Raw genomic sequence first — 26,040 nt, 5'->3', positions numbered from 1 at the left:
GCCGGACGGGAAGGGGATGGCCTGATGGTGTGGCACGGATTGGTGGCAAAGGCCGCGTCCACGGTGGTCACGGGTGCGGTGGGAGTGGCCGCGTACGAGGCGTTACGGAAGACCGCGGCCAAGCTGCCCGCACGGGAAGCGACTGTGACGGTGACCGCCTGGGGTCTGCGTGGGGTGCGCAAGGCCGAAGAGAGCGCCGAGCGCGCCCGCCTGGCCGTCGGGGACGTGGTCGCCGAGGCGCGCGAACGCATCGGTGAGGAGGCGCCTCCACCCGCGGCGGCCGGCCACGATCACGAGCACTGAGGGTCCCGTCATGCCCACCGTCATATCGGATGCGGCAGGCCGGATTCGGTTGCAAGCCGACGGCTTCCGCAACGAGACGCCGCGGGCGGTGCTGATCGAGGACACCGTGCTGCGCGTGCCGGGGGTGCGTGCGGTGCACGCCTATCCGCGGACCGGTGCGGTGGTCATCTGGTATTCGCCGGCCCGTGCCGATGTCGGCACGCTGCTGGCGGCGGTCACCGAGGCGCTGGCCATGCCGAAGTCCGAGCTGTCGACCCGAGCTCCGCATTCCGCCGATGTGCGCAGCGGCGACATCATGCGGATGGGCCTGGGTGGGGCGGCCCTCGGGGTGTTGGGGATCCGGCGATATGTGCTGGCGCGGCCACCGATCCTCGGTCCGACCACCAGGCTGTTCGCCACCGCGGTCACCATCTTCACCGGCTATCCATTTCTGCGCGGGGCGCTGCGTGCCCTGCGGCGCGGCCGCTCCATGGGCACCGACGTGCTGGTGTCGGCGGCCACCGTCGCGAGCTTGGTGCTGCGAGAGAACGTGGTGGCGCTGACGGTGCTGTGGTTGCTGAATATCGGTGAGTACCTTCAGGATCTGACCCTGCGCCGGACCCGGCGCGCGATCGCCGATCTGCTCACCGGAAACCAGGACACCGCGTGGATCCGGCTGACCGACGGCACCGAGGTGCAGGTCGCCATCGACACCCTCGCCGTCGGTGACGAGGTCGTCGTGCACGAGCGGGTCGCGGTGCCGGTCGACGGTGACATCGTCGACGGCGACGCGGTGATCGACCAGTCGGCGATCACCGGCGAGACGCTACCGGTCGCCAAACGCACCGGCGAACCGGTGCACGCCGGATCCGTCGTGATGCAGGGGCGGATCGTGGTGCGTGCCGCCGCGGTGGGATCGCAGACCGCGATCGGCCGGATCATCACGCGGGTCGAGGAGGCGCAGCACGACCGGGCGCCCATCCAGACCGTCGGGGAGAACTTTTCCAGACGGTTCGTCCCGGCCTCGTTTCTGTTGGCCGGCGTGACCCTGTTGCTCAGCCGTGATGTCCGCCGAGCCATGACCATGCTGCTGGTGGCGTGCCCCTGCGCCGTGGGACTGGCCACCCCGACGGCCATCAGCGCCGCCATCGGCAATGGTGCCCGGCGCGGCATCCTGGTCAAGGGCGGCTCGCATCTGGAGCAGGCCGGCCAGGTCGACGCGGTGGTGTTCGACAAGACCGGAACCTTGACCGTGGGCCGGCCCGTGGTCACCAATATCATTGCCTTCAAAAAGGATTGGCAGCCCGACGAGGTACTCGCCTACGCGGCCAGTTCGGAGATCCACGCCAGGCATCCGCTCGCTCAGGCGGTCATCCGCTCGACCGAGGAACGCCACATCGTCATCCCACCGCACGAGGAATGTGAGGTGTTGGTCGGCCTGGGCATGCGGACCCGCGCCGACGGGCGGACCTTGCTACTGGGCAGCCCGGCGCTGCTCCGGCAGGAGAAGGTGCGGGTCACCAAGAAGGCGACCGAATGGGTGACGCGGCTGCAGCGGCAGGCCGAGACGCCGCTGCTGCTGGCCGTGGACGGTGCGCTGGTCGGATTGATCAGCCTGCGCGACGAGGTGCGTCCCGAGGCGCTCGAGGTGCTGGCGGCGCTGCGCGCCGCGGGTGTTCGCCGGATCGTGATGCTCACCGGTGATCATCCGGAGACGGCGCGGGCCGTCGCCGAGGAGCTCGGCATCACCGAGTGGCGGGCCGAGGTGCTGCCCGAGGACAAGCTGGAGGTGGTGCGCGAATTGCGTGCGACGGGCCATGTGGTGGCCATGGTCGGCGACGGCGTCAACGACGCGCCCGCGCTGGCGGCCGCCGATATCGGCGTGGCGATGGGTCTCGGGGGCACGGACGTCGCCGTCGAAACCGCGGACGTCGCCCTGGCCAGCGATGACCTGCGCCGGCTACTGGACGTGCGCTCGCTGGGTGCCGCCGCGGTGACCGTGATCAGGCAGAACTACGCGATGTCCATCGCCGTCAACGCGATCGGCCTGGCCATCGGTGCGGGCGGCGCCTTGTCGCCCGTGCTGGCCGCGGTGCTGCACAACGCGTCCTCGGTCGCCGTGGTGGCGAACAGTTCCCGGCTGATCCGGGCCGAACTGAGCCCGGTCAGATCGGCTCCAGGTCCAGCCAGTCGTCGACCATGAACGCGTCCCCGCGGGCGACGATGGTCGCGCCGCCATGCCCGGGATAGTGCGCGGGCACCACGGCGGCCCGCCGGCGGGCCGCCTCGGTGAAGATCCGTCTGCGGGTGGCCGCGGCCGCCGGACCGTCCACGTCGAATGCGCAGGCGTCGTCGGGCCGGGGAATCTGGATGGGGCAGTGGGTGAGGTCTCCGACGAACACTGCCGGCGTGCCCGCGTCCAGCCAGACCACGGAGGAGCCCGGGGTGTGTCCCGGCGCCGGCCGTAGCCACACCGATTCGCTCAATTGATGATCGCCGCCGAACATTTCGACCTGCCCGGCGGCATACACCGGCGCGATGCTGTCGTCGAACACCAACGCGGTGGCCTCGTCGTAGCCGGTGCCGCCCGGCTCGAAGAACCGGAAATCGGCCTCCGGGAACAGGTATCGGGCATTGGGAAAGAACGGTACCCAGGCGTCGTCTACGCGCCAGGTGTTCCAGCCGACATGATCGCTGTGCAGATGCGTGTTGACCACGACGTCCACACTCTCCGGTGGGACACCCGCGCGGCCGAGGGCGGCCGCGAAATCGGTGTTCAGCTGATCCAGCACCGGGATGGTACGGCGCCTGCCGTTACCCACGCCGGTGTCCACCACGATCCGCAACCCGTCGACGTCGATCACCCAGGACTGCACGGACACCCGCCACTTCTGCGTGTCGGGCCGGTAGAACGTCGGCACCAGTAGCTCGGCGTTGTCGGTCCATGCCTGCGCCGGCGTCTGGCCGAACACCGCGGCCGACGGTTCGAACATCATCTCCACCACACGGGTCAGCACGGCGGTCCCAAGGCGGACATGCCCGCCAGTGGTGCCGGCAGTCGAATCACCGCCGGCGGTGCCGGCAATCGAATCACGGTCGGCCATGCCTTGACGGTACGGCGCAGTCGGGTAGGTTGCGGTGCAGGCGCGCAGGACCGCCCGACGTCCGCTCGAAGGGGCTCAGCCCCCCTGCAGCAGTACCACACCAGGACCGACCTCTTCTCGGCCCGACCTCGCGGACGCCGGGCACCCGAGAGGAGGCCGTCATGGCCAGCACACTTCCCGCCAATCCGTCCCTCGTTCGGCTCCGCGCCGACGCCCGCGCCCTGCAACGGGCCGTGCGCGCCGGGACCGCGGACGCCCGCGCGACGGTGCGCAGCCACCATCCACGACCCGAAATAGCGCTTGCCCGAGCGGCTTTCGCGCTACACGACGCGCAGCTGACGGTCGCGCGACAGTACGGCTTCACCGGCTGGCCGGCGCTGGTGGGCTACATGCGCACGGCCGCCGGACTCAGCGTCGACCCCGACGGTGTGGACGAGGATGCCCTGGCGCCGCAGGACCGGTTCTGCGCCCTGGCGGTGCTGCGGTACGACGCCGCCGACGCCCCACCGCGCCGGCAGGCCGCCGCGGACCTGCTGGCCGCGCAGCCGGATCTGGTGGGCAGACACATCTGGGCGGCCGCCGCGGCCGCCGACCCGGACGCCCTGCGCCATCACCTGCGCACCGAATCGGCGACCGCCCGCGGCGGGCCGTATCGGTGGTCGCCGCTGCTGTACCTGGCCTACAGCCGTGTGCCCGGTGACGCTCCGGCCGCGGCCCGCGTCCTGCTCGACGCCGGTGCCGACCCCGACGACGGCTACCTGTGGTGCGGCATGTCGACCCCGTTCACCGTGCTGACCGGGGTGTTCGGCGAGGGTGAGCAGGGGCCGCGCCGGCAGCCACGGCACCCCGACGCCGACGAACTGGCCGCCCTGCTGCTGCAGCGCGGGGCGCATCCGGCCGATCAGCAGACGCTGTACAACCGGATGTTCGGCGCCGACGACTCGCACCTGCGGCTGCTGTTCGCCCACGGGCTGGCCGGAGCCGGTCCCAGTCCGTGGGAGCGCCGCCTCGGTGAGGCGATGGAGAGCCGCGATCAGATGTGGCGGCGGCAGGTGCAGTGGGCCGCCGAACACGGCTTCGCCGAGCGGTTGGCGCTGCTGGCCCGGCACGGCATCGACACCTCCGGCGCGCAGTTGCGGCCGGTGACGTTCCCCGCCGACCCCAACCAGCGCGACGCCGAAGGTGCCACCCCGCTGCACCACGCGGCGTGGGCGGGCGACGTGGATCTGATCGAGCGGCTGCTCGCGGCCGGGGCGGACCCGGGCGTCACCGATCTGCGCTTCGACGCCACCCCGCAGGGTTGGGCCGAGCACGCCTACCAGACCGAGGCCGCGGAGCTGTTGCGCCCCACCTGAACTCCGCGAGCGGCCCCAAACTGCCACACTTTGACGGCGTGTCGCGTGCAAACACGGCCGCTCGCGGAACGAAGGCTACGGCTTGATCCGGATCCGGCCGGGGGAGTACAGGCCCGAGTGCGTCGCGGTGCCCAATTCGATATCGGCGGGTGGCGCATCGACGATGGTCTCGAATCGGCGCAGCGAACCCCAGTCCCGGCCCCAGTCCTTGTTCAGGTAGGTCGCCATCAGATGGGCCCGCAGCAGCAGGTCACTGATGCCGAGCAGGCCGCCGTTGATGCCGTCCTGCCAGGTGTCGGTGTCCTTCATCTTCGCGTTGTAGTCCGGCGTGATCCGGTACTTCGGCACGTCGGTGACGCCATTGGCGTGCAGCATCGGCTGCTGGCAGGGGAACGCCAGGCCGACGGCCCAGTCCATCAGCACCGGTTGTTGCGACCCGACGTACTCCTGGATCGTCTTCAGCTGCGGCACCCGCGGCGGGGTGATCGCGACCCAGTCACCCTGCGACAGCGACTTGTCCTCGGCGACAACACGAACGAACGTGGCATCGCCGGGGATCTGGCGCCGGTCGTAGCGCAGGTTGCGCCAGGACGGCAGCGGGCCGATGTCATAGGGCACCACCCGCCCGGCGGCCACCGGCGTGCCGTCGGGTCCGGGCTTGCCGTACTCGAGTTCCACCGGCTGCCCCTGGGTGAGGCCGTTGAAGATGCTGTTGCCGGTGATGGTGCCCGCCGCGGTGACGACCACCAGCGGGTGCGCGGCGTCCGGCGGCGGTAGCTGGTACCACGCCGAGGCCAGTCGGGCCTCCTGCTGGGCCGCGCCGCTGGCGAAGCTGCCGGCCAGCGGCACCCGGGTCGGGTCCAGGCCGTACGGCAGCGGCACGGTCGAACCGTTGATACCGGGGGTGGTCAGCTTCACCGGGGCGTCCCAGTCGTAGTCGGTGCCCGGCATCGGCAGGGTCAGCCGAATCGCTTCGGCGACAATGTGATCCGGCACCCCGTTGGGGGTGAAGCCCACCGGCTTGACGCCGCCCAACGGGCCGAGGGGACCGTAGTCACCGGGCAGCGCGGTCAGGAAGCCCTGGTTGGGGTCGGGTTCGACCAGCACGTCGTCGGCCAGGCCGCAGCCGCCGGCGAACGCCTTGATATTCGATTCCCCGTTGCTGTAGGTCCCGTGCTGGCGCACCACGCCGAACAGCATGGACGCCACGAACACCGTCACCATGAAGCCCGCCGCCACCGGCACCGGCGCGGCCGTCAGCCGCCGGATCACCGTGCTCTCGCCACCGTTGCGCGGCGCGAAGTGCAGCCAGTACGCCCACACCGCGGTGATGGCGAACAACGCGAAGAAGATGGCGCTGACCGTGATCCCGCCGATCGCGGGTTTGTCGTTGTTGAATGGCACCCCGTAGCTGGACACGTACCACCAGCCGTTGGTGGTGGCGAAACACAGCGCCATCACGAAGAACACGGCCGAGGTGAACGCCATCCGGTTGCGGGCCGAGCGCAGCACCACCGGCGACGCCAGCACCGTCACCACGGCGGCCATCGCCGCACCCACGGCGGCGAACAGCCCGAAGTGGTGCACCCACTTGGTGGGGGTGAACATCAGGCAGAACATCGTCGCGAAGATGATGCCCATCAACCGCCATACCGGTCCGCGGGCCACACCCGGAATGCGCTTGCGGCGCAACATGATGAACATCGAGGCGAACAGGCTGAGGGCGGTGATCATGAAGCCGAACCGGCGCGACAGCGAGCCGTCCACGGTCGGCAGGATCAGGTAGTAGTAGCGCAGGTTCTCGGTGTACCACTCCTGGCTGGGCCCGATCGCGGTGCGAATCCTGGTGGCCTCCAACACCGTTGCCAGGGTCTGGTCGGCGAACACCACCGTCAGGATCACGGTGCCGGCCGCCAGCAGCGGCAGGATCAGCGGCCACAACCCGACCCGACGCCGGCGCTGCACCAGGATGCGCAGGATCGGCCGGCCACCGGCCAGCAACGCCGCCACCGCGATCAGCCCGGTGGGCTGGATACCCAGGGTGAACGCGGCGGAGATGATCGCCATGGCGGCCGGGGTGAGCCGGCCCGACGTGATGGCCCGTTCGATCAGCACGTAGGTGATCAGCGCGCCGGTGGCGATCTGCCCCTCGGGGCGCAGACCGTTGTTGAACGGCATCCACGCCGCCATCAGCACGAACCCCGCCGCCCACAGCGCGGGCCGGCTCGCGATGACGGCGGGCCCCAGCCGGGGCAGCACCTCCCGGGACAGCAGCAGCCAGCACACCAGCGCGCACACCAGATCCGGCAGCCGCATCCAGATGCTGGCGTCGCTGACATGGGTCATCAGGGCCAGCAGGTTGTAGAACCAGCCGAACGGGTCCTCCGGGCTGCCGAACCAGCGGAAGTAGTTCGACATGTAGCCGGCGTGGTCGGCGACCCGGGCCATCTGGAGGATGTAGCCGTCGTCGGAGGAGTTGGCACCGACCACATGCCACAGCAGGAACCCGCCGACCACCACACCGTCGACCGGGGTGACGGTACGCCAGCGGGTCGGGATCAGCCGCTGCATCCGCCGGCCGTCCAACTGGTCGAGGCGCCACAACGCGAACAGCGCAACGACGGTGGCCACGATGCCCAGCAGGATGGCAGCCAGTTTGAGCGCGGTGGGTTTGGTGGTGAACCGGGTGTCGATTGTCGCCGACAGCGACAACCCTTGCGGCGCAGGTCCGGTCAGCTCGGTGAACACCCCGACGATGGCCGGGCGCAGGTTGGGGTCGGGAAAGCCGGTGCGCTGGTCACCGCCCGGCAGCCCGACGAAGGTGGCGAACGTGCCCTGCTCCGACGAGGTGACCTCGATGCGCTGGCAGGCAGCGGCTTTCGCGCGCGGCACGCTGGCGATCACCACGTTGCGGTCGGTGATGTCCACCCGCGAGGACGTGACGTTGACGAACAGCGCGTTGAGTGCGGCCTGCTTGCCGTTCTTCGGTGCGGTGCCCAGCACCAGCACGCCGCCCGGCGGTGCGGACCTGATCACCTCACACGGCACCGTCACCGTCATGTCCACCGGGGTCTGGGTGATCAGCGGTGCGGTGACACTGCTCAGTTGCCCCGTGGTACCCGACGTCGCGCTTGCCGCCGGCCAGTTCAGCGTCGCCGTGGTCTGCACCACCGGCAGCAGTGGCGTGGCCACCGCGCACACGAAGCCGATGAGACCGGCGATGATCGCGATCCACCGGATGGTCTTCACGTTGTCTTTCATGTCGCTCATGGCCCCGTTCACGGCAGCGCCCTGATCGGTCCGGGCCTACTCCAACCGAACACCCGCTGGGTGCCCTGCTGGATGTCGGCCACCGGAGCCTGGGCCGGCGGCACGACCGGGTCGTACCGCTCCAGCGAGCCCCAGTCCCGATACCAGTCGTCGCGCAGATACGTCGGGATGGTCGACGTACGCAGCAGCGCCTGGATGAACAGGAAGGGGCCACCCTTCTGGGCGGACTGCCACATATTCGACGACACCACCACTTGTTTGACGTTGGGCAGGATGCGGTACTGCGGCAGCTCCGCCACCCCGAGGTGCTCGGCGAACGGCCGCTGGCAGGGGAAGTTCGCGGCGGTGGCGATGTCGAGCATCACCGGGGTCTGCGAGCCGAGGAACTGCTGCGCGGTCTGCAGTTGCGGCACCCGCGGCGGCGTGAAACCGAACCACTGGTCGTCGGACAGGTTCGGGTCGTCGGCCACCAGCCGGGCGACGTTGGCCTCCGGCGGCGCCCACGCCAGCGGGAAACGCAGGTTGCGCCAAGCGTATTGGGCGAACACGTCGATCGGCTGCACCGAATCGAGGGCCTGATAACTGCCGTCGGGCCGGTGCACACCCCACTGCAGTTTCAGCGACTGGCCGTAGTGGAAGTCGCCTTCCTCGTCGTAGTACCAGATCGCCCCCGCCGCCGCGACGGTCACCAGCGGCCGGTCCGGGGTGCGCGGCGGCAGCTGGTACCAGGCCGAGGTGGCCTTGGCGGCGGTGGAGTTCTCCTTGTAGCTGCCCATCACCGGGGTGCGCGCCGGGTCCAATCCGAACGGCAGGAACACATTCGAGCCGTTCACTCCGGTGGGCCCGTAACCACCGCCGGTACCCGCGGCGTACGCGATGCCGACGTTGGGTTTGTTGGGCGAGCCGTCGGAGTTCACCGTGCCCGGGTTGGCCACCACCGGCTTCGGGGGTTCCAGGGTGTCGCTGATGCCGTTGGGGGTGAAGCCGACCGGGTTCTCCCCGCCAAGCGGACCGTACTGGCCGTACGTCTGGCCCGGAACCGGTTGCAGCATACCGGCATTCGGGTCGGCCTCGACCAGGACGTCGTCGGCCATCGCGCAGCTGGTGCCCGACAGCCCGGAGGTCAGCGCCGACAGGTTGGCCTTGGCGGTGGTGTAGGCGGGGTAACGCTGAACGAAACCCTTTGCCATCGAACCGACTTCGAGCACCACCATGATGATCGCCACCACCAGCAACGGGGTCGAGGCGAGCACCCGGTTACGGCGGGTGTCGGCCACCTCGGTGTGCCCGGCGTAGTCGATGCGGAAGTGCAGCCAGCCGGCCAGCACACCGGTGATGATGGCCAGTACCAGGAACATGGTGGTGACGGGCTGACCGGCCAGCACCGGCTGCCGGTCGAACCACGGCACCCCGTAGTTGCCGACGTAGAACCAGCCGTTGAGCCCCGAGGTCGCCCACGCCAGCACGAATAGCAGTGCGGTCACGTACAGCGCGAGGTTGCGCCGGCTGTGCAAGCCCACCCGCGCGAACGTGAACGCCGTCACCGCGCCGAACAGCCCGGCGATGCCGGCGAACGCGCCGAACTGCACGGCCCATTTGGTCGGCGTGAAGTGCAGCAGCAGCAGGCCGACCGCGCAGATGCCGATCAGCCGCCAGGTCGGGCCGCCGGCCAGGCCGGGGATCCGGCGCTTGCGCAGCAGCACGGCGATCATGCCGAACAGGCACAGCAGCATGGTCAGCACCGCGAAGCGCCGGGTCAGGGAGCTGTCCACGCTGTCCTCGACGGTGAGGAAGTAGTAGCGCAGGAATTCCTGGTACCAGGAGATGGTCGGTCCGACGGTGTACTTGATGCGCACCGCCTCGGCGACGGTGGCCAGCGTCTGGCGCCGGAACACGACGATCGCGATGAGCGACGCCGCCGCGGCGAACGCCGCCAGGGCGGGCAGCACCGCACGACGGTCGCGGATCACCAGCACCACGGCGCGGGCGCCGACCAGCAGCGGGGCCAGTGCCAGCAGCCCCTGCGGTGCCAGCGTCACGGTGAACACCGCGACGACGATGGCCAGGGCGGTGGGCCACAGCCGCCGGGCCGCGATGGTGTACTCCACCAGCGCCCACACCGCCAGCACACCGAAGGCGATCAGGGGTTCGGGGCGCAACCCGTTGTTGAACGGGTACCAGGCGGCCAGGAACACCGCGGCCGCCGTCCACACGGCGATCCGGTTGGTGGCCAGCGTGCGCCCGAGCCGGGGGATCAGCCAGCGCGACACCAGGATCCAGGTGCCGATACCGGCCAGCAGGGCCGGCAGCCGCATCCACACCCCGGCGGTGCTGACGGTGGCCAGGTGTTTGAGCACCAGCTGGTACCAGTCGAACGGAGCTTCCGAGGTGCCGAAGTAGCGGTAGTAGTTGGCCACGTACCCGGCCTCGCCGGACACCCGCGCCATGGTCAGGTTGTAGCCGTCGTCGGAGGAAATCGCGCCGATGACATGCCACACCAGCAGCCCACCGATCACCGCCGCGTCGGCAAGCCAGACCGCCCAGCCGACCTTCCAGAACCGTGCCCAGGCGTGCCGCACCCGGTGCCCGGCCGTGCGGTCAAGCAGGGCCAGCGCCACGATCGAGATCAGCACGCTGAGCAGGCCGATATCCATCACGATCGCCTTGAGCGCCGTCGGCTTGGAGATGAACCGGGTGTCGATGTCCACCCGCGCGCTCAGACCGGGCTGGGGAGCGACCTTGAGGTCGGTGAAGATGCCGGCCACCTGAGGCTTCTTCTCGACGGCCGCGGTGCCGGTGGCACCGGGGATCCCCGCGAAGTCGGCGCCGACGCCACCGGAGTTGGCCCAGACGTGCAACGTGCTGCAGGCCCCGGAGCTGACGGCGGCGCGCGGCGCCACGGCGGTGACGGTGTCACGGAACGCGACGAAGACGGTGTCGGAGGTGGCGCGCACGAACAGCCCGTTGCGGGTCGCGTCGATGCCGCCGGGCGGGATGGTGGAGAACACCAGTCCGCCGGAGGCCGGCAGCGAGGCCATCGCCTGGCACGGGATGGAGACGTCGAGGGCCAGCGGCGCGCCGGAGACCAGTGGGGCGGTCACGTCGCCGACGAACCCGTCGGCGCTCGGGGCCTGCGGCCACGTGATGGTGGCCGTGGTCTGGTTGACGGGAAGCAGCGGGGTCAGCGCACACAACAGCAGGCCGACGATGCCCGCGATGATGGCGACGAGTCGGGCAGTCCTGGCGGGCACGAGGCTCAAGAGTATGCGACGTAGCTATGGGCCCGGCCGGGCGACCCGCGGCGGTGCCCGACTTTTCGGATGCGTTACGCGGCCGGTGTCCGGGCCGGGTGCAGGGCGGCCCGGCTGATGTCGCCGTCGTAGTGGTCGAGCACCCGGGGATCCATCACCCGCCGCCAGATCGGGGTGCACCAGGCCAGCACCAGCATCGTGCCGTACCCGAACGGCAGCTGCGGCGCCTCGTCGGCGTGGCGCAGCGTCTGGTATCGCCGCTGCGGGTTGGTGTGGTGATCGGAGTGCCGCTGCAGATGGAACAGGAACACATTGGCGATGAGTGTGTTGCTGTTCCACGAGTGCTGCGGCCCGACCCGCTCGTAGCGGCCGGTGGCCAACCTTTGCCGGCGCAGCCCGTAGTGCTCCAGATAGTTCACCGACTCCAGCAAGCACACCCCGATGACGGCCTGACCGATCAGCCAGGGTGCGACGACGGCGCCGAACCACACGTTGAGCCCGATGAACATCACGGCGCTCAACAACCAGGCGTTGAGCACCTCGTTACGCAGCGTCCACGGCGACCTGCCGGCCCGGGCCAGCCGGTTGCGTTCCAGGCTCCAGGCCGACCGCAGGCCGCCCAGCACCGAGCGCGGGATGAAGTGGTAGACCGTCTCGCCGAGCCGCGCGCTGGCCGGATCCTCGGCGGTCGCCACCCGCACGTGGTGGCCGCGGTTGTGCTCGACGTAGAAGTGGCCGTAGCCGGTCTGTGCCAGGGCGAGCTTGCTGAGCCGGCGTTCGGCGGTGGCGCGCCGGTGACCGAGCTCATGTGCGGCGTTGATTGAGATTCCGCCCACAATTCCGACGGTGAGCATCAGTCCGGCCTTGTCCAGCCAGCTCATGGTGACCCAGCCGCCGCCGCTCCACAGCCAGCACGCGAACACCAGCGACAGGTACTGGTTCGGCAGGTAGAGGTAGGTGACCCAACGGTAGAAGGCGTCGTCTTCCAGCCAGTCCAGGGTGCGCTCGGATTCGTCGGATTCGGCGCTTCCGACCAGGTGATCCAGTACAGGGACGATCATGAAGGCCATGACCGGCCCCACCCACCAGAACACTTCCTGGCCGGTCAGCTGGACGAGTAGCCACGCCAACGGCACAAGGCCAGGCACAATGGCACCGAGCAGCCAGAGGTATCGCTTCGCGTCACGCCACCTCGGCGTGCGGAGGCCCTCTCGATCTGCCACGTTGTGTCCTTGCCGTTGTATCGAGCGATTAGCTGTGGTGACTATTTAACCTGGAATCCTGCGTTACGCAAAGGCGGGCGGCGGTTCGGGGTTTATTTGCTGAGAGGTGTTTGTGACACTACCGCAAGTTAAGTTGACAAGACGTAAATTCCTGGGCGCTACCACGGGAATCGTCCTCGGCGGTGCCGGTGCGGGGGCATATCTCCTTTCCAGATCGGAACATCGTCCGGATTCGCGCAAGTATTACCGCGCGATCGTGATCGGCAGCGGCTACGGCGGCGGGGTCAGTGCGCTGAGGCTGGCTCAGGCCGGGGTGCAGACCCTGGTGCTGGAGCGCGGCCGGCTGTGGGACACCGCCGACGCGGACGGCAAACGGTTCACCAAGATGCTGCCCGCGGACACCCGAGCGGGCTGGTTCGCCGACGTCCCGCCCAGCATCGTGACGTCGTACCGGGGTGTGTCCATCTCCGCGGTCGCCGCCCACAATCCGTCCGCCCAGCCCAAGCAGGCCGGCATCTGCGAGAAGGTCACCCATGGTGCCCATCACGTGTTCCGCGGGACGGGGGTCGGCGGCGGCTCGATGGTCAATGCCGCGATCGCGGCCATCCCGACGCCGGACCAGGTGCGGGCGGCCTTTCCCGATATCGACCCGGCGGAATTCCTGGGCACCTATGTCGAGCGCGCGAAGGCCGCGCTGCGGATCAACTACCGCAACATGGACTGGTTCGAGCAGACGCCCTACTTCCAGTACGCGCGCGTCGGCCGTCAGTACGCCGACGCCGCTGGATACCAGGTCGACTACAACGGCAGCGCCTATTCGTTCGACTACATGGTGCGCGAGGCCAATGGTGAGGTGCCGCTGTCGGCGCTGGACTGGGAGTGCCAGTTCGGCAACAACTACGGCCGCGACGGCAGCGTGGACCAGACCTACATCGCGGCGGCGGTGCAGACCGGCAAGGTGACGTTGCAGACCCTGACCGAGGTCACCGGTATCCGTCGCGAGAAATCCGGTGAGTACGTGGTGTCAACCCGGCGCATCGACCGGTGGGGAGCCGAGCAGTCCCGCGACGAATTCGGTTGTGAGCAGCTGTATCTGGCCGCCGGTGTGCTGGGCACCAACGAGCTGTTGTTGCGCGCCCGCGAGACCGGCACGCTGCCTGACCTGTCCGACGAGATCGGCCGCGGCTACGGCAACAACGGCGATGTGATGGTGGCGCACAACACCGGCGCGGCCGACCCGGTGGGCACCAAGCAGTCCCTGCTGGGCATGATCAACCTGGACGGCCGCAACGACCCCGACAATCCGGTGTACGCCAGCATGTTCTCGCTACCTTTGCCGGTCGAGACCAACGCCCTCGGCTACTACGTCATGGTCAAGACCGGTGACCGCTCCGAGATCACCTACGACAAGGCGTCCGACTCCATCCGCATCGACTGGCCGCAGAGTCACACCGATCATCTGATCGAGCGGGCCAAGGTCGTCTTCGACAAGGTCACCCAGGCCAACGGCGTCGACTACCGCGACGACCTGTTCGATGGAAACGTCTTCGCCTCCAACACCGTTCACCCGCTGGGCGGATGTGTCCGGGGCAAGGCCACCGATGCCTTCGGCCGGGTGAACGGCTACGACAACCTCTACGTCAACGACGCGTCACTGGTCCCCGGCTATATCGGCTGCAATCCGTTCATGTCGATCACCGCGCTGGCCGAGCGCAATATCGAAGCCATCCTGGCCGGCCGGCACTAAGGTGCCGGCGGTAGCGGGGCCTCCGCGGGCAGCGGCGGCGGGTCCGCCGGTGCTGCGCTCGCCCCGGGTGCTTCTCCCGTCGCTGCGCTCGCCCCGGGTGCCTCTCCCGTCGCTACGCTCGCCCCGGGTGCTTCTCCCGTCGCTACGCTCGCCCCGGAGGGCTGGTAATACGGCGTGGCCGGCGTCGGCACGTTCGGACCGAAGTGCGCGTCCTCATTCTGGCGGTCCGGGCGGATGCCGTCGATGATGTCGCGCAGCGGCGGCAATGTGATGGGGCCGTTGGTCACCGGCGGCACGGCGGGTAGGTCCACGGGCTGATTCGCCCGGTCGATCGCCGGCGGAACGACGTTCTGCGCCACCTGCAGCGCGGTGTTGTTCAGCGCCGGGTCGGTCACCGGTGGCATGTTGCCGTGCAGGCCCTGATTCAGGGCCGCCAGTTGCGGTCCGGCCACGGCGGCCAGCAGCTGCAACGGGTTGGGTGGGACGGCGGGCGCCGGGGGCGGGGTGGCGGTGACCGCGGCCGGGATGACCACCGGGGCCGGCGCGACGGGCGCCGGCGCGGGTGCGGCCGGCGGAGCTGCCGGGGGCGCCGCGGGCGGTGCCGGCTCGATGGCCGCTGCCGGCGGTGCCGGTTCGATGGCCGCCGCGGGCGGTGCCGGTTCGATGGCCGCCGCCGGAGTGACCTCTGCCGGGCGGGATTTGGCCTGCGCGGTCTGTTCACCGGTGTCGCGGATCTGGCTGCCGACGTACATGGACAGCGCGGCGACGAAGGCCAGCACGCCGCCGCCGACGACGGCCTGCAGCGTCCGGACCTGCCGCGTGCTGTCCGGGACGGCCGGGGCGGGCGGCTCCGGAACGTCGGTGAGCCCCGGGATGGCCATCAGTTTGGCGGTGCGCGGCACGAACACCGCGGGTGGGACCGCGCCGCCCCCGGACGCGATCGCGGCCCGCGCACCGACCACGTGCAGTCGCCGGTACGTGCCGGCATTGGTGAGCGCGGCGCCGTGGGCAAAGGCCAGCGTCGCGTTCTGCGGGATGATCACCTGCGTCGATAGGATCGAATTGAGTTCTCCGGCAAGCAATCCCGTGAGCCCTGACGCAGATCCGGCGGCGAACACCGCCACCCGGTCGGCTTCTGCGACGCATTCCGCGCAGGCACCGCGCACCGAGAGGGCCAACTGCCGGTGATCGGCCGCGTCCACCACCCGGCTGCGCATCCGCCGCACCCCGGCGGCGGTGGCGTGCATGACGGCGATATACGCCACCGGCGCCTGGCTGCCTTCGATCAGGCAGGCGGCCGCGCAGGTCTCACCGGCCGCCTCGGCCATCTGCTCGACGAACGTCTCGGCCGCGTCGCAGCCTGTCACGGCAACGACATTCGGCATCCCGACCTCGCCGAGCGCCTCCACCAGCAACCCGGCGTCCTCGGCCGCGTCGTCGGTCCAGGTGACCGCGATGCGCGCCACCGTGTGCCCGTTGGCGGCGGCCACGCCGTACGTCCCCAGCACCGCGTTGACGACATGCTCTGTGACAGTGGCACTTTCGACACCGCCGGTGCGGTCGATGTCGAAAGTGTCCTGATCGATCAGATCACCGTCGGATCCGTCGACCAGCACCAACCGAACGCTGTCGACCGTCAGCGCTATCCCGAGCACGACGTCCATTACCACGCAATCCCTGTCTTGTCTGTTCTCGATCGTGGTGCGTGACATCGTTGTCAGCAAACAATCACGACTCACCAGTTGTGCAGTCCTGGCTCCACGATAGCGGGCGCGCCGAAGTGCGGCCGTTTCCTTAATCCCCGCTTAGAGCGAGATCAGAACACTGTCAAGGATTTTCAGGAAGGTCGAAGCGGTGCCGGGCTCCACCATCCGCTGCGGGTCGCGGTGCCCAGATCGATGCGTGCCGGGACGGCGTTGGGATAGAACTGGGTGAGTTGCTGCAGTGATCCCCAGTCGCGGAACCAATCGTCCTTCAGATACGTCGGCACCGGCGTGGCACGCAGCAGCAACTCGGTGATCCCCAGCGGGCCGCCGCCCAGGTAGTCCATCACCGGTGAGTTTGCCTCGGCGCCGAACCGGTCCGGCAGGATCCGCCACTTGGGTACCTCGGTGACACCGTTCTGGTGGCCGAACGGACGCTGGCACGGGAACGCCAGGCCCACCAGCCAGTCCAGCAGCACCGGATCCGTCGACCCGACGACGTCCTGCAGTGTGCGCAGGTGCGGGATCCGTGGCGGGGTGACCGCGATCCAGTGCTGGGGCGCCAGGTCGTCGTCGGTGGCCACCAGCCGGACCTGGGTGGCATCCTCGGGGATCGCCGACATGGGCGCGCGCAGATTGCGCCATGCGGGCGCGGCCCCGACATCGGCGAAGCCCAGGCCCCCGCCGGGGGTGTTCTTGGCGGCCTGCTCGTCGGTGGCCCACTGCACCACCACCTCACCGGGATCGAACCGGCCGGCGGCGGCGACCACCAGCAGCGGGCCGCGTTCGCCGCGCGGTGGCAGGCGATACCACGCCGAGCGCAGCGCGGCGGGCTGCTGGGCACCGGGCCGCCAGCTGCCCATCACCGGGGTGCGGGCCGGGTTCAGGTTGTACGGCAGCCGCGCCTTGGAACCGTTGACGCCGGCCACGGCGGTGGTGCCGCCCTCGGTGCCGGGTTCGCTCGCGGTGACCGGGCCCGAGTCGGTATCGGCGAAGTTGGTGCCGCCCGGTTGCTCCATCACCGGGTCGGCCGACACGTCCGCCGGAATCCCGTTCGGCCCGAAGTTCGCAGCGGTGGTACCCCCGAGCGCCTCGCCGATCGGCTTGTCGACCGGCAGCAGCATGCCGAGGTTGGGGTCCTGTTCCACCATCACGTCGTCGGCCAGGCCGCAGGTCTTGCCGGTCAGCGCGTCCAGGTTGGACCGGCCGACCGACCACGCCGGGTACTGCTCGGTGACCCCGAGGGTCAGTGACAGCACCTCGAAGATCACCACCACCCAGGCCGCCACCGCCAACGGGGCGTGGGTGAACCGGGACCACGGCCGGGGTCGGTCCTGGCCGGAGAAGTGCAGCCACGCGGCCACCAACAAGGCGAGCACGGAAAGCCCGAGCAGCATGGTGGTGAACCCGAAATGCCACTCGGGGAACTGATTCGACCACGGCACACCGAAATTCGAGACGTACCACCACCCGTTCACGGTGGCGAACGACAGCGCCATCATGAACAGCACCGCCGCGGTGAAGATGGTGCGGTTGCGTTTGGAGTGCATGGCCGCCGCGGTCACCGCGACCGCGGCCAACGCGCCGAGCGAACCGGCCAGCCCGGCGAACACGCCGAAGTGGTGCGTCCACTTGGTGGGGGTGAACATCATCGCCAAGAACGAGATGATGGTGATGCCGATGATCCGCCGCGCCGGACCCGCCGCGGTGCCGGGGATACGGCCCTTGCGCAGCGACACCGCCACCGAAATGGCAAGCGCCAGAAGCAGGGTGAGCACGGCAAAACGGCGGGCCACGGAGCCGTCCGGGCTGGTGGTGAACAACCGCTCGTAGCGGATGTGCTCGTCGAACCAACTCAGGCTCGGCCCGATCAGCGATTTGAAGCTGCTGGCCTCGATCTCACCGACCAGCGTCTGATCGCGGAAGATCAGGATGATCGTCACCGTCGCGGCCGCCGCGATCGGCGCCAGCAGAGCAAGGCGCCCGAAGCGTGAGGTGTGCGCGGCCACGATCGTGCGCAGCGGTCCGACGGCCACCAGCAGGGCACCGACCGCGGCGATCCCGGTGGGGCCGGAGAACAGGGTCAGCGCGCCGATGATGGTGGCGATGGCGACCGGCAGCAGTCGGCTGGTGGCCACCCCGCGTTCCACCGAGCACCATGTCAACAGGATGCCCAGGGCGATGATCGGCTCCGGGCGCAGCCCGTTGTTCAGCGGCAGCCAGAACGCCAGGAACATCGCCGCCGCCGTCCACGCCGCCGCGCGGCTGCGTTTCACGGCCCGGCCCAAGCGGGGGATCACCTCCCGGCTGATCACCCACCAGCAGGCCAGCGCCATCACCAGGGTGGGCAGCCGAACCCAGACGCTGGCGGTGGACACGTGTGTCCACAGCGCGAGCAGGTCGTAGTACCAGCCGAACGGGGCCTCGGGTGTACCGAACCAGCGGTAGTAGTTGGCCATGTACCCGGCGTGTTCGGACACCCGGGCCATGGTGAGGATGTAGCCGTCGTCGGAGGTGTTGGCGCCGACGAAATGCCACCACACCAGGATCGCGGTGACGACGCCGTCCAGCGGGGTGACCGACCACCAGCGCGGTGGCAGGACGCGGCGGGTCCGCATGCCGTCGGCCACGTCGAGGCGGTGCAGGGCGAGCAGCGAGATGGCGGTGGCGGCCACCCCGAGGATCATCGCCAGCATCTTGATCCAGGTGGGCGAGCTGCTGTAGCGCGAGTCGATGGTGGCCGAGAAGGTCAGGCCGGGCGGGGCGGGGCCGGCCAGGTCGGTGTAGACGCCGACGATCTGGGGGCGGAAGTCATAGCCACCGCGTTCGCCGCGCAGCGGCCGGTCCGGGTCGACCTCGCCGTTCTGGTCGGGGCTGGCATACAGGCCGACGAACTCGCCGGTGACCTTGTCGGCATGGGCGGTGAAGGTGAGCTTCTGGCAGGCCGGGCTGAGCACCTGGCTCAGCGGCGCGCTGACCACCGGGGTGTTGCGCACGATCACCAGCAGGTCGTCGCCCACCCGCTCGATGAGCAGCCCGCGGTCCACGGCCTTCGGTGCCTGCTTGGGCACGGTGGACAGCAGGACGTTGCGTGGCCCCGAGAGGCCCGCGGCGGCGCTGCACGGGATCGAGATGTTCAGGTCGGTGGCGACGTAGCCGATCAGCGGGGCGTCGACACTGGTGAGTGTCCCGTTCTGGGGCCAGTTGAGCTGCGCGGTGGTCTGGGTGACGGGCAGCAGCGGGGTTGCCACGGCGAGCACGGTGCCCAGCAGGCCCGCGACGATGGCAATCAGCCGCGCAGTGCGGTGGTTGGTCACGCGGCGGCCTCGCAGGTTCGGCAGCCGCGTGTCATCTGTCGGTTCGCTCCGCAGGCGTCGCTCACGGCTTGTGATGCTAACGGCAGGTGCACGGCGTCGATCACCGCCGGATCGCCAGCGTGAACGGACCGGCCGTCGAGACGTCCCAGCGCGGGTCGTCGAAGATGGCCGCGTTGAGTTCCACCTGGTAGCGCTTGACGTTGGGCTGGTTGGGATAGACGTCGGCCGCCAGGCGCAACGTGTAACTGTCCGGCCCGCCCCGGCGCATCAGGAACACCGTGGGCGGGGCCCACGGCAGCGTGTCCAGCGCCCCGATGAGCTGGTCGGGTTCGGTGAACAGCGCCCAGCTCTCGATGGCCGCGGAGCGCTCCTTGAACTGGGCCAGCGGATTGGCGTAGTGCGAGGTGAGGCCCTGGAAGCCGTAGTACGGGTAATAGGACAGGAAGCTGTAGTCGGCGGTCATCACGACGGTGTCGTGCCGGGGCCGGCCGGTCACCTGCCGGATGCGGGCGTCGATCTCCCGGTAGTACTGCTCGGACCCGGGCGGGCGGCGGTCGGCGCGCAGCCCGTAGCCGTCGGTGTCGGTGTAGGCGACGGTGATGTCCGAGCGCAGCACGTCGGGCACGTCCTGGCTGAAGGTGACGGCGCCGATGGCCCCGATGGTGGCGGCGACGGCGACCAGATGCCGGCCCGGGTGCTGGTAGCGCGCCGCGACGGCCTGCGTCACCGCGATGAAGCCGAAGGCGCCGGCGGCGGCGAGCAGCACGGTCAGGGTCGGCTGCAGCCGGAACGACAGCAGCGTGGTGCCCATCAGGGTGGTGAGCATGGACAGCAGCGACCACAGGTAGACGGCCACCACGCCGACCGTCAGCGCGCCGGCGCGGGTGGACGACCGCGCGTACATCACCAGCCACACGGTGCCGAGCAGGCAGAGCGCCCCCAGCAGGGTGGTCTGGAACATCGGGAAGGTGAGCACCGCCGCGTCGTCGGGCAGATAGTGCTGGGCGGTACCGGTGTCGGCGGGGGTGCCCGTGGCGGCGGCCAGCAGCCACGGCCCCCAGCCGATCAGTGCGATGGCCCCCGAGAGGACTCCGACGACCACCAGCCGCAGCAGCGGGTCCAGGCTGCGCCGGGACACCGTCAACACCAGCGCCATCAGGGCGATGGTGAAGGCCGCGTAAGCCAGCAGCAGCGTGTAGGTCAGTGCAGCGGCACCCAGGAAGATCGCGACCCCGAGCACCGCGCCCCAGCCGCCGTTTCTGGCCTTCCCGCCCAGTCCCGACCAGGCCAGCACGAACACCGGCGGCAGCAGCACCGTGATGACGGCCGCGTACGGCTCGGTGGAGGTGTAGGCCAGGGTGACGACGGCGGTCGCGGTGGTGACCACGAGGGCGGCCTCGAACCGGATCATCGCCTTCCACAGCACGAAGGCGACGGCGCAGGCGGCGGTGATCGAGACGATGGCCCACGGCTTGTACATCTCCCAGGCCGGGGTGCCGGTCAGGGCGGCCAGCCGGCCGCCGATCCAGAACCAGCCGGGCGGGTAGTACGGCGGCAGGCCCTGGTAGGTCATGTCGTGAAGGGCCGGGCTGTCGGCCAGCCGGGTCAGGTATTCGGTGCGGAACTGCTGGTCGACCGAGATGCCGAAGAGGTACAGCTTGGTGGCGCCGAGCGGCATCGCCAGGGTGACCACCGACAGGGCCGACAGCATGGCCACCGCCGTGACCCTGGCCAGCACCCGCCGGCCGCGCCGCCACAGCCACCCGGCGGCGAAGATCCCGGCCAGGGCGGCGACCTGGCCGACGGTGGTCAACGCGTGCAACTGGTTCGACGAGTTGTACGCCGGCCATTCGACGCGGTCGATCGCGATCAGCGCCACGGCGGACACGGTGGCCGACAGGATGACCGCGACCACCATTTGGCTCAGGACCCGAGCCGGGGAGGCCGGCAGAGTGTGCCTCATTTCCCGGGTCGCTCCGCTCTCCCCCGCACTCGGGTGGTGCCCCCAGCCCCGGGCAACATCAGATGGGTAGCTTGCGGAAGACCGGGCGCGGGATGTGCCGCAGCACCGACATCAGCACCCGCACCTGCCCGGGCGCCCAGACCAGGTCCTTGCCCTTGGCGGCCGCGGTCACCGCCAGGTCGGCCACCTGTTCCTTGTCCACCGTGAACGGGGCTTCCTTGGCGCCGGTGGCCTTCCAGTGCTCGAGTGTGGTGGTGGTGCGTACCTGACCGGGCCGGATCACCAGCACGTGAACCCCGAACTCGCGCAACGCCTCTCCCAGCCCAAGGTAGAAACCGTCCAGGCCGGCCTTGGTGGAGCCGTACACGAAATTGGAGCGGCGGACCCGCTCGCCGGCCACCGAGGACATCGCGATGATCTGTCCGAAACCCTGGGCGCGCATCTTCTCGCCGACCAGTACGCCCACCGATACCGCGGCGACGTAGTTGATCTGGGCGGTGGCCACCGCCTTGGCCTGGTTCTGCCACAACTCCTCGGCGTCCCCGAGCACGCCGAAGGCGACCACCGCGACGTCGACGTCGCCGTCGGCCCAGGCGGCTTCGATCACCTTCGGGTGTGAGGCGGTGTCCAGGGCGTCGAAATCCAGGTACTGCACCGACTTCGCGCCGGCGGACTCGAGCTGGGCGATGGCGGCTTCGCGCTTGGGTGCGTTGGGCAGGTCGGCCAGGATGACCCGTGCCTTCGCGTTGCGCAGGTACCGCTCGGCGATGGCCAGCGCGATCTCGGATGTTCCGCCCAGCAGCAGGATGGTCTGTGGGTTGCCGGTGGCGTCGATCATGGTTACGCGGGGTGCCTTTCTACAGCAGTTCTAGACGGCGGGCCATATCGGAGGCGAACACACCGTTCGGATCGGCCTTGCGGCGCACGGCAATCCATTCGTCGATGCGCGGGTACATCTTGTGGAACTTCTCGGCGCTGACCCGGGAGTCCTTCGCGGTGTACACGCGGCCACCGAATTCCATTGCGCGGTCGTCCAGTTCGTTGAGGAATTCGTTGACGCCGGGTTTCATCGGGAAATCCATGGCGACGTTCCAGCCGGCCATCGGGAAGCTCAGCGGCGCCTTGTTACCGGGGCCGAACAGTTTGAAGACGTTGAGTGCCGAGTAGTGCCCGCTGGTCTGGATCCACCGGATGATGTCCTTGAACTCGTCGAGCGCATCGGGCGGTACCAGGAACTGGTGTTGCGCGAAACCTGCTGGGCCGTAAGCGTTGTTCCAGCCGCTGACCAGGTCGAGCATGTGGTAGAACTGCGACAGGTTCAAGATCTTGCCCTGATAGGTGCCGCCGAGCCGGTAGTACACCTCGCCGATCGCGGTGAACGACAGCTTGTTCATGGCGCTGATGGGGAAGATGTCGGGCACCGTGAGAAGCTGCGGCGCATCGAATTTCAGCGGATTCTTGGCCAGTTTCTTGGGCAGTTGATCGAGCCTGGCCAGGCTGCCGCGGCTGACGGCGGCGCGCCCCAGTTTCGGCGGCGGGCTGATCAGGTCGAACCAGGCGCTGGAGTAGGTGTACTTGTCCTCGCTGCCGTCCAGATGCACGGCGATGGTCTCGTCCAGGTCGGCCGTCGCGACACCATCGGCGATGAAGTACGCGGTTTCGGTCCGGGTCATGGCGATGCGGGCCCGGATCACGATGCCGGTCAAGCCGTTTCCGCCGATGGTGGCCCAGAACAACTCACTCGTGGACCCCTCGGGGGTCAGCGTGCGCACCTCACCGTCGGCCATCAGCAAGTCCAGCGACAGCACGTGATTGCCGAAGCTGCCCGCGCTGTGGTGGTTCTTGCCGTGGATGTCGGAGCCGATGGCGCCGCCGACCGTCACCTGCCGGGTGCCGGGCAGTACCGGAACCCACAACCCGAACGGCAGCGCGGCCTTCATCAGCTGGTCCAGGCTCACCCCGGCGTCCACGTCGGCGATCGCCGTCTCGGACGACAGCGAATGGATCCGGTTCAGGCGCGTCATGTCGACGACGATGCCGCCCCCGTTGCAGGCATGGTCACCGTAGGAGCGGCCGAGTCCGCGGGCCACGATGCCGCGCCGCAGATGGGACGGACTGGCGGCGTCGGCGTCGGCCACCTGCCGAACGGCCGCCGCGATCACCTCGACGTCGGGGGTGGACAGCACCTGCGCGACGCTGGGCGCGGTCCGGCCGAACCCGGTCAGGGATCGGGGCGTAAGGGGAAGGTCGGTAGACATATCAGTGCCAGACGATACCGGTCCGGCTACCGGGGCGGATTCAGCGCAACCTGAATATCACCGCGCGTTGCACCACGAAGTTGATGACGGTGGCGGTGCCCTGGGCGATCACGAAGGCCACCGGCACCTGCCAGGGCTGGCCGGCGAATTTGAGATAGAACACATAGTTGATGCCGACCTGTACCGCGTAGGTCAGCGCGTACAGCGCGACGACCGCGATGAAGCGGGCCGTGCTGGGCGGTGCCTGGAAGGTCCACCGCCGGTTGATCAGGTAGGCGGTGGTGGTGCCCGCGATGAAGCTCAGCGTCTTGGCCACGTTGACCTGCAGCCCCACCGTCAGCAACAGCACGTACAGCCCGAAGTCCACACAGGCGGACAGGCCGCCGGTGACCAGGAAACGCCACGCCTGGGTGCGCAGGCTCAGAGGTGCTGACTCAGTCATCGCCGCGAAGCTTAACCGCGCGCGCTGCTGCAACAATGTGCGCGTGACCGATCTGCTCGAGGCGTGGCGGCGGTTGCTGACGCGCCACAGCGCGGCGCCGGCCGTCGACGCCACGGGTGCCGCGCTGTTGGCCAGGTGGACCGAACCGCATCGCCGCTACCACGACCTTTCGCACCTGCGCGGGGTGCTGCAGGCGGTGGATCAGTTGGCCGAGGATGCTGATGCCGCCGACGACGTCGACGCGGTCCGGCTGGCCGCCTGGTATCACGACGCCGTGTACGCGGGCCGGCCCGACGACGAGGAGAACAGCGCCCTGCTGGCCGAGTCGGATCTCACCGCGCTCGGGGTGGCCCCGGCATTGGTGGCCGAGGTGGCCCGGTTGGTCCGGCTGACGGTCGAGCACGACCCGGCCGACGACGACCGCAACGGGCAGGTGCTCTCCGACGCCGACCTGGCCGTCCTCGGGCTGCCGCCACAGGAGTACCGGACCAACACCGCCAAGGTGCGGGCCGAGTACGGGCACGTTGCCGATGCGGATTTCCGGGCCGGGCGGGCGCGGGTCATCAGGGCGCTGCTGGCCGGTCCGTCGCTGTATCGCACCGAGCGGGGCAGGCGGCTGTGGGAGGCCGCCGCGCGGGCCAATCTGTCCGCCGAACTGCGCTCGCTCACCGATTGATCCCGGCCAGCACTTCGCACAACGCGTCCACCGCGGGGCCGAACGCATGCTCGGCCGGCGTGCCGAAGCTCACCACCACCCCGTCGCGGACCGGTGTGCCGGGGCCGGCGTCCGGATGCCGCAGCATGGCCAGGCCGGACAACGCGATCCCGGCGTCCCCCGCCCGGCGCACCACCTCGGCCTCGGTGCCCTCGGGCAGGGTGAGCAGCAGATGCAGCCCGGCCGACAGTCCACTGACCCCCACGCCCAGAGGTTCCAGCGCCGCGACCAGGCGGTCGCGCCGGCGTCGGTAGGCCAGCCGCATGCGCCGGATGTGCTTGTCGTAGCTGCCATGTGCGATGAAGTCGGCCATGGTCAGGGCGGCCAGCCCGCTGACGTAGAACTGGTCACCTCCCATCGCCGCGAGCACCGGGTCGAGCAGGTCGCCGGGCACCACCATCCAGCCCAGCCGCAGCACCGGTGACATGCTCTTGCTGGCCGAGCCGCAGTACACCACCCGGTCCGGATCCAGGCCCTGCACCGCCCCGATGGGCTGGCGGTCGTAGCGGAACTCGCCGTCGTAGTCGTCCTCGATGAGGTATGCCCCGGTGCGGTGCGCCCACTCGCACGCGGCGGTGCGCCGGGCCGGGTGCAGCGGCACCCCGTGCGGAAAGTGGTGTGCCGGGGTCAGCAACGCGGCACGGACACCGTCGGGCAAATCTTCGACGACGGCGCCTCGGTCGTCGACATCGATGGGTATGGTCGAGACGCCTTGGGCGGCAAGGGCGTTGCGGAACAGGAATAGGCCGTAGGCCTCCACCGCGAACGGTCCGCCCAGCGCCCGGCCGAGGATCTCGACGGCGTGCCGGGTGCCCGCGCAGATGACGATCTCGTCGGGGGTGGCGCGGACCCCGCGCACCCGGGCCAGATATTCGGCCAGCGCCGTGCGCAATTCGATGCGACCGCGCGGGTCACCCATGCGCAGAGCGTCATTCGGTGCGGTGGCCAGCATGCGGCGGGTGGCGGCCAGCCAGGCCGTGCGGGGGAAGGCCGCGACGTCGGGGGAGCCCGGCATCAGGTTGTGGCGTGGGGCGCCCGGGGTGCCGCGTGGCCGGGCGGGCAGCGGGGTGGCGCCGGTGTTCACCACCCAGGTGCCGGCGCCCTGGCGCGACGCCAACCAGCCTTCGGCAACCAGTTCGGCGTAGGCGTCGGCGACGGTGTTGCGGGACAGCCCGAGATCGGTCGCCAGGCTGCGGGACGGCGGGAGCATGGTGCCGGCCGTCAGCCGCCCGGATCGCACGGCCTGGCGCAGGGCGTTGAGCAGCAGTTCTCGGGCACCGCGGGCGCCGGGGGTGATGACCTCGCGCAGGTCGAGATGCAGGTCCCGCGCGCCAGAATTGGCCGGCCCAGAATTGGCCCACGAAGTCACCATCGAATTGAACCATGTAGATGGGTCTTTGGTGGCTAGCG

The 26,040-nt window shown here is 69.6% G+C and carries 16 protein-coding genes; 5 read left to right on the top strand and 11 right to left on the bottom strand.

Features of this window, described 5'->3' with window-relative positions; all coding sequences use genetic code 11:
* Positions 1 to 24: 24 nt before the first annotated feature.
* Together BN977_RS12915 and BN977_RS12910 are read left to right on the top strand one after the other, a co-directional pair.
* Positions 25 to 303: a DUF1490 family protein gene (locus BN977_RS12915; protein WP_024452558.1), complete on the top strand. Its 279-nt coding sequence runs from the start codon at positions 25 to 27 to the stop codon at positions 301 to 303.
* A 10-nt stretch (positions 304 to 313) separates the two neighbouring features.
* On the top strand, positions 314 to 2,485 hold the full coding sequence (locus BN977_RS12910) for a heavy metal translocating P-type ATPase (RefSeq protein ID WP_036397828.1): 2,172 nt from the start codon (positions 314 to 316) through the stop codon (positions 2,483 to 2,485).
* On the opposite strand, the gene BN977_RS12905 is transcribed toward BN977_RS12910, so the two are convergent.
* The gene (locus BN977_RS12905) at positions 2,448 to 3,278 is read right to left on the bottom strand and encodes an MBL fold metallo-hydrolase (protein WP_051561532.1); all 831 of its coding nucleotides are present in this window, start codon (positions 3,276 to 3,278) and stop codon (positions 2,448 to 2,450) included. The two genes, BN977_RS12910 and BN977_RS12905, sit on opposite strands and share 38 nt — an antisense overlap.
* Before the next feature lie 269 nt (positions 3,279 to 3,547).
* On the opposite strand from BN977_RS12905, the gene BN977_RS12900 reads away from it, so the two are divergent.
* On the top strand, positions 3,548 to 4,741 hold the full coding sequence (locus BN977_RS12900) for an ankyrin repeat domain-containing protein (protein ID WP_036397827.1): 1,194 nt from the start codon (positions 3,548 to 3,550) through the stop codon (positions 4,739 to 4,741).
* Between the two features lie 75 nt (positions 4,742 to 4,816).
* On the opposite strand, the gene BN977_RS12895 is transcribed toward BN977_RS12900, so the two are convergent.
* From BN977_RS12895 to BN977_RS12885, 3 genes are all read right to left on the bottom strand, one after another.
* Complete coding sequence (locus BN977_RS12895) at positions 4,817 to 8,002, bottom strand: arabinosyltransferase domain-containing protein (protein ID WP_407661195.1); 3,186 nt, start codon at positions 8,000 to 8,002, stop codon at positions 4,817 to 4,819.
* Positions 8,003 to 8,019: 17 nt separating this feature from the next.
* Positions 8,020 to 11,262 carry an arabinosyltransferase domain-containing protein gene (locus BN977_RS12890; RefSeq protein ID WP_036397826.1) on the bottom strand — a complete coding sequence of 1,081 codons (3,243 nt, stop codon included), beginning with the start codon at positions 11,260 to 11,262 and terminating at the stop codon, positions 8,020 to 8,022.
* A 74-nt stretch (positions 11,263 to 11,336) separates the two neighbouring features.
* Complete coding sequence (locus tag BN977_RS12885; protein ID WP_407661181.1) at positions 11,337 to 12,410, bottom strand: alkane 1-monooxygenase; 1,074 nt, start codon at positions 12,408 to 12,410, stop codon at positions 11,337 to 11,339.
* 331 nt (positions 12,411 to 12,741) lie between these two features.
* Here BN977_RS12885 and BN977_RS12880 point away from each other — a divergent pair, with 331 nt between their 5' ends.
* A complete protein-coding gene (locus BN977_RS12880; RefSeq protein WP_227456244.1) occupies positions 12,742 to 14,232 on the top strand; it encodes a GMC oxidoreductase in 1,491 nt (496 codons plus the stop codon).
* Here BN977_RS12880 and BN977_RS32865 read toward each other — a convergent pair.
* The 6 genes from BN977_RS32865 to BN977_RS12850 all read right to left on the bottom strand — a co-directional run bounded on the left by BN977_RS32865 (position 14,229) and on the right by BN977_RS12850 (position 23,915).
* Positions 14,229 to 15,896 carry a DUF7159 family protein gene (locus BN977_RS32865; protein ID WP_036397824.1) on the bottom strand — a complete coding sequence of 556 codons (1,668 nt, stop codon included), beginning with the start codon at positions 15,894 to 15,896 and terminating at the stop codon, positions 14,229 to 14,231. The genes BN977_RS12880 and BN977_RS32865 overlap by 4 nt on opposite strands.
* A gap of 173 nt (positions 15,897 to 16,069) precedes the next feature.
* Complete coding sequence (locus BN977_RS12870; protein ID WP_272913604.1) at positions 16,070 to 19,252, bottom strand: arabinosyltransferase domain-containing protein; 3,183 nt, start codon at positions 19,250 to 19,252, stop codon at positions 16,070 to 16,072.
* Between the two features lie 100 nt (positions 19,253 to 19,352).
* Positions 19,353 to 21,215: a galactan 5-O-arabinofuranosyltransferase gene (locus BN977_RS12865; protein WP_084172484.1), complete on the bottom strand. Its 1,863-nt coding sequence runs from the start codon at positions 21,213 to 21,215 to the stop codon at positions 19,353 to 19,355.
* Between the two features lie 58 nt (positions 21,216 to 21,273).
* Positions 21,274 to 22,053, bottom strand: a complete 780-nt coding sequence (locus BN977_RS12860; RefSeq protein ID WP_024454023.1) for a decaprenylphospho-beta-D-erythro-pentofuranosid-2-ulose 2-reductase — start codon at positions 22,051 to 22,053, stop codon at positions 21,274 to 21,276.
* A gap of 19 nt (positions 22,054 to 22,072) precedes the next feature.
* On the bottom strand, positions 22,073 to 23,473 hold the full coding sequence (locus BN977_RS12855; RefSeq protein WP_024454024.1) for a decaprenylphosphoryl-beta-D-ribose oxidase: 1,401 nt from the start codon (positions 23,471 to 23,473) through the stop codon (positions 22,073 to 22,075).
* A 40-nt stretch (positions 23,474 to 23,513) separates the two neighbouring features.
* Positions 23,514 to 23,915, bottom strand: a complete 402-nt coding sequence (locus BN977_RS12850; protein WP_024454025.1) for a GtrA family protein — start codon at positions 23,913 to 23,915, stop codon at positions 23,514 to 23,516.
* Positions 23,916 to 23,958: 43 nt separating this feature from the next.
* Between BN977_RS12850 and BN977_RS12845 the strand changes: the two genes are divergently transcribed.
* Complete coding sequence (locus BN977_RS12845; RefSeq protein ID WP_084172563.1) at positions 23,959 to 24,591, top strand: HD domain-containing protein; 633 nt, start codon at positions 23,959 to 23,961, stop codon at positions 24,589 to 24,591.
* Here BN977_RS12845 and pdxR read toward each other — a convergent pair.
* Positions 24,581 to 25,999 carry a MocR-like pyridoxine biosynthesis transcription factor PdxR gene (gene pdxR / locus BN977_RS12840; RefSeq protein WP_036397820.1) on the bottom strand — a complete coding sequence of 473 codons (1,419 nt, stop codon included), beginning with the start codon at positions 25,997 to 25,999 and terminating at the stop codon, positions 24,581 to 24,583. The two genes, BN977_RS12845 and pdxR, sit on opposite strands and share 11 nt — an antisense overlap.
* Positions 26,000 to 26,040: the final 41 nt, after the last annotated feature.

Source organism: Mycolicibacterium cosmeticum, from assembly GCF_000613185.1.
GTDB lineage: Bacteria > Actinomycetota > Actinomycetes > Mycobacteriales > Mycobacteriaceae > Mycobacterium > Mycobacterium cosmeticum.
Note: the sequence above shows the minus strand (reverse complement) of the source record. Positions and strands in the feature narration are given on the sequence as shown.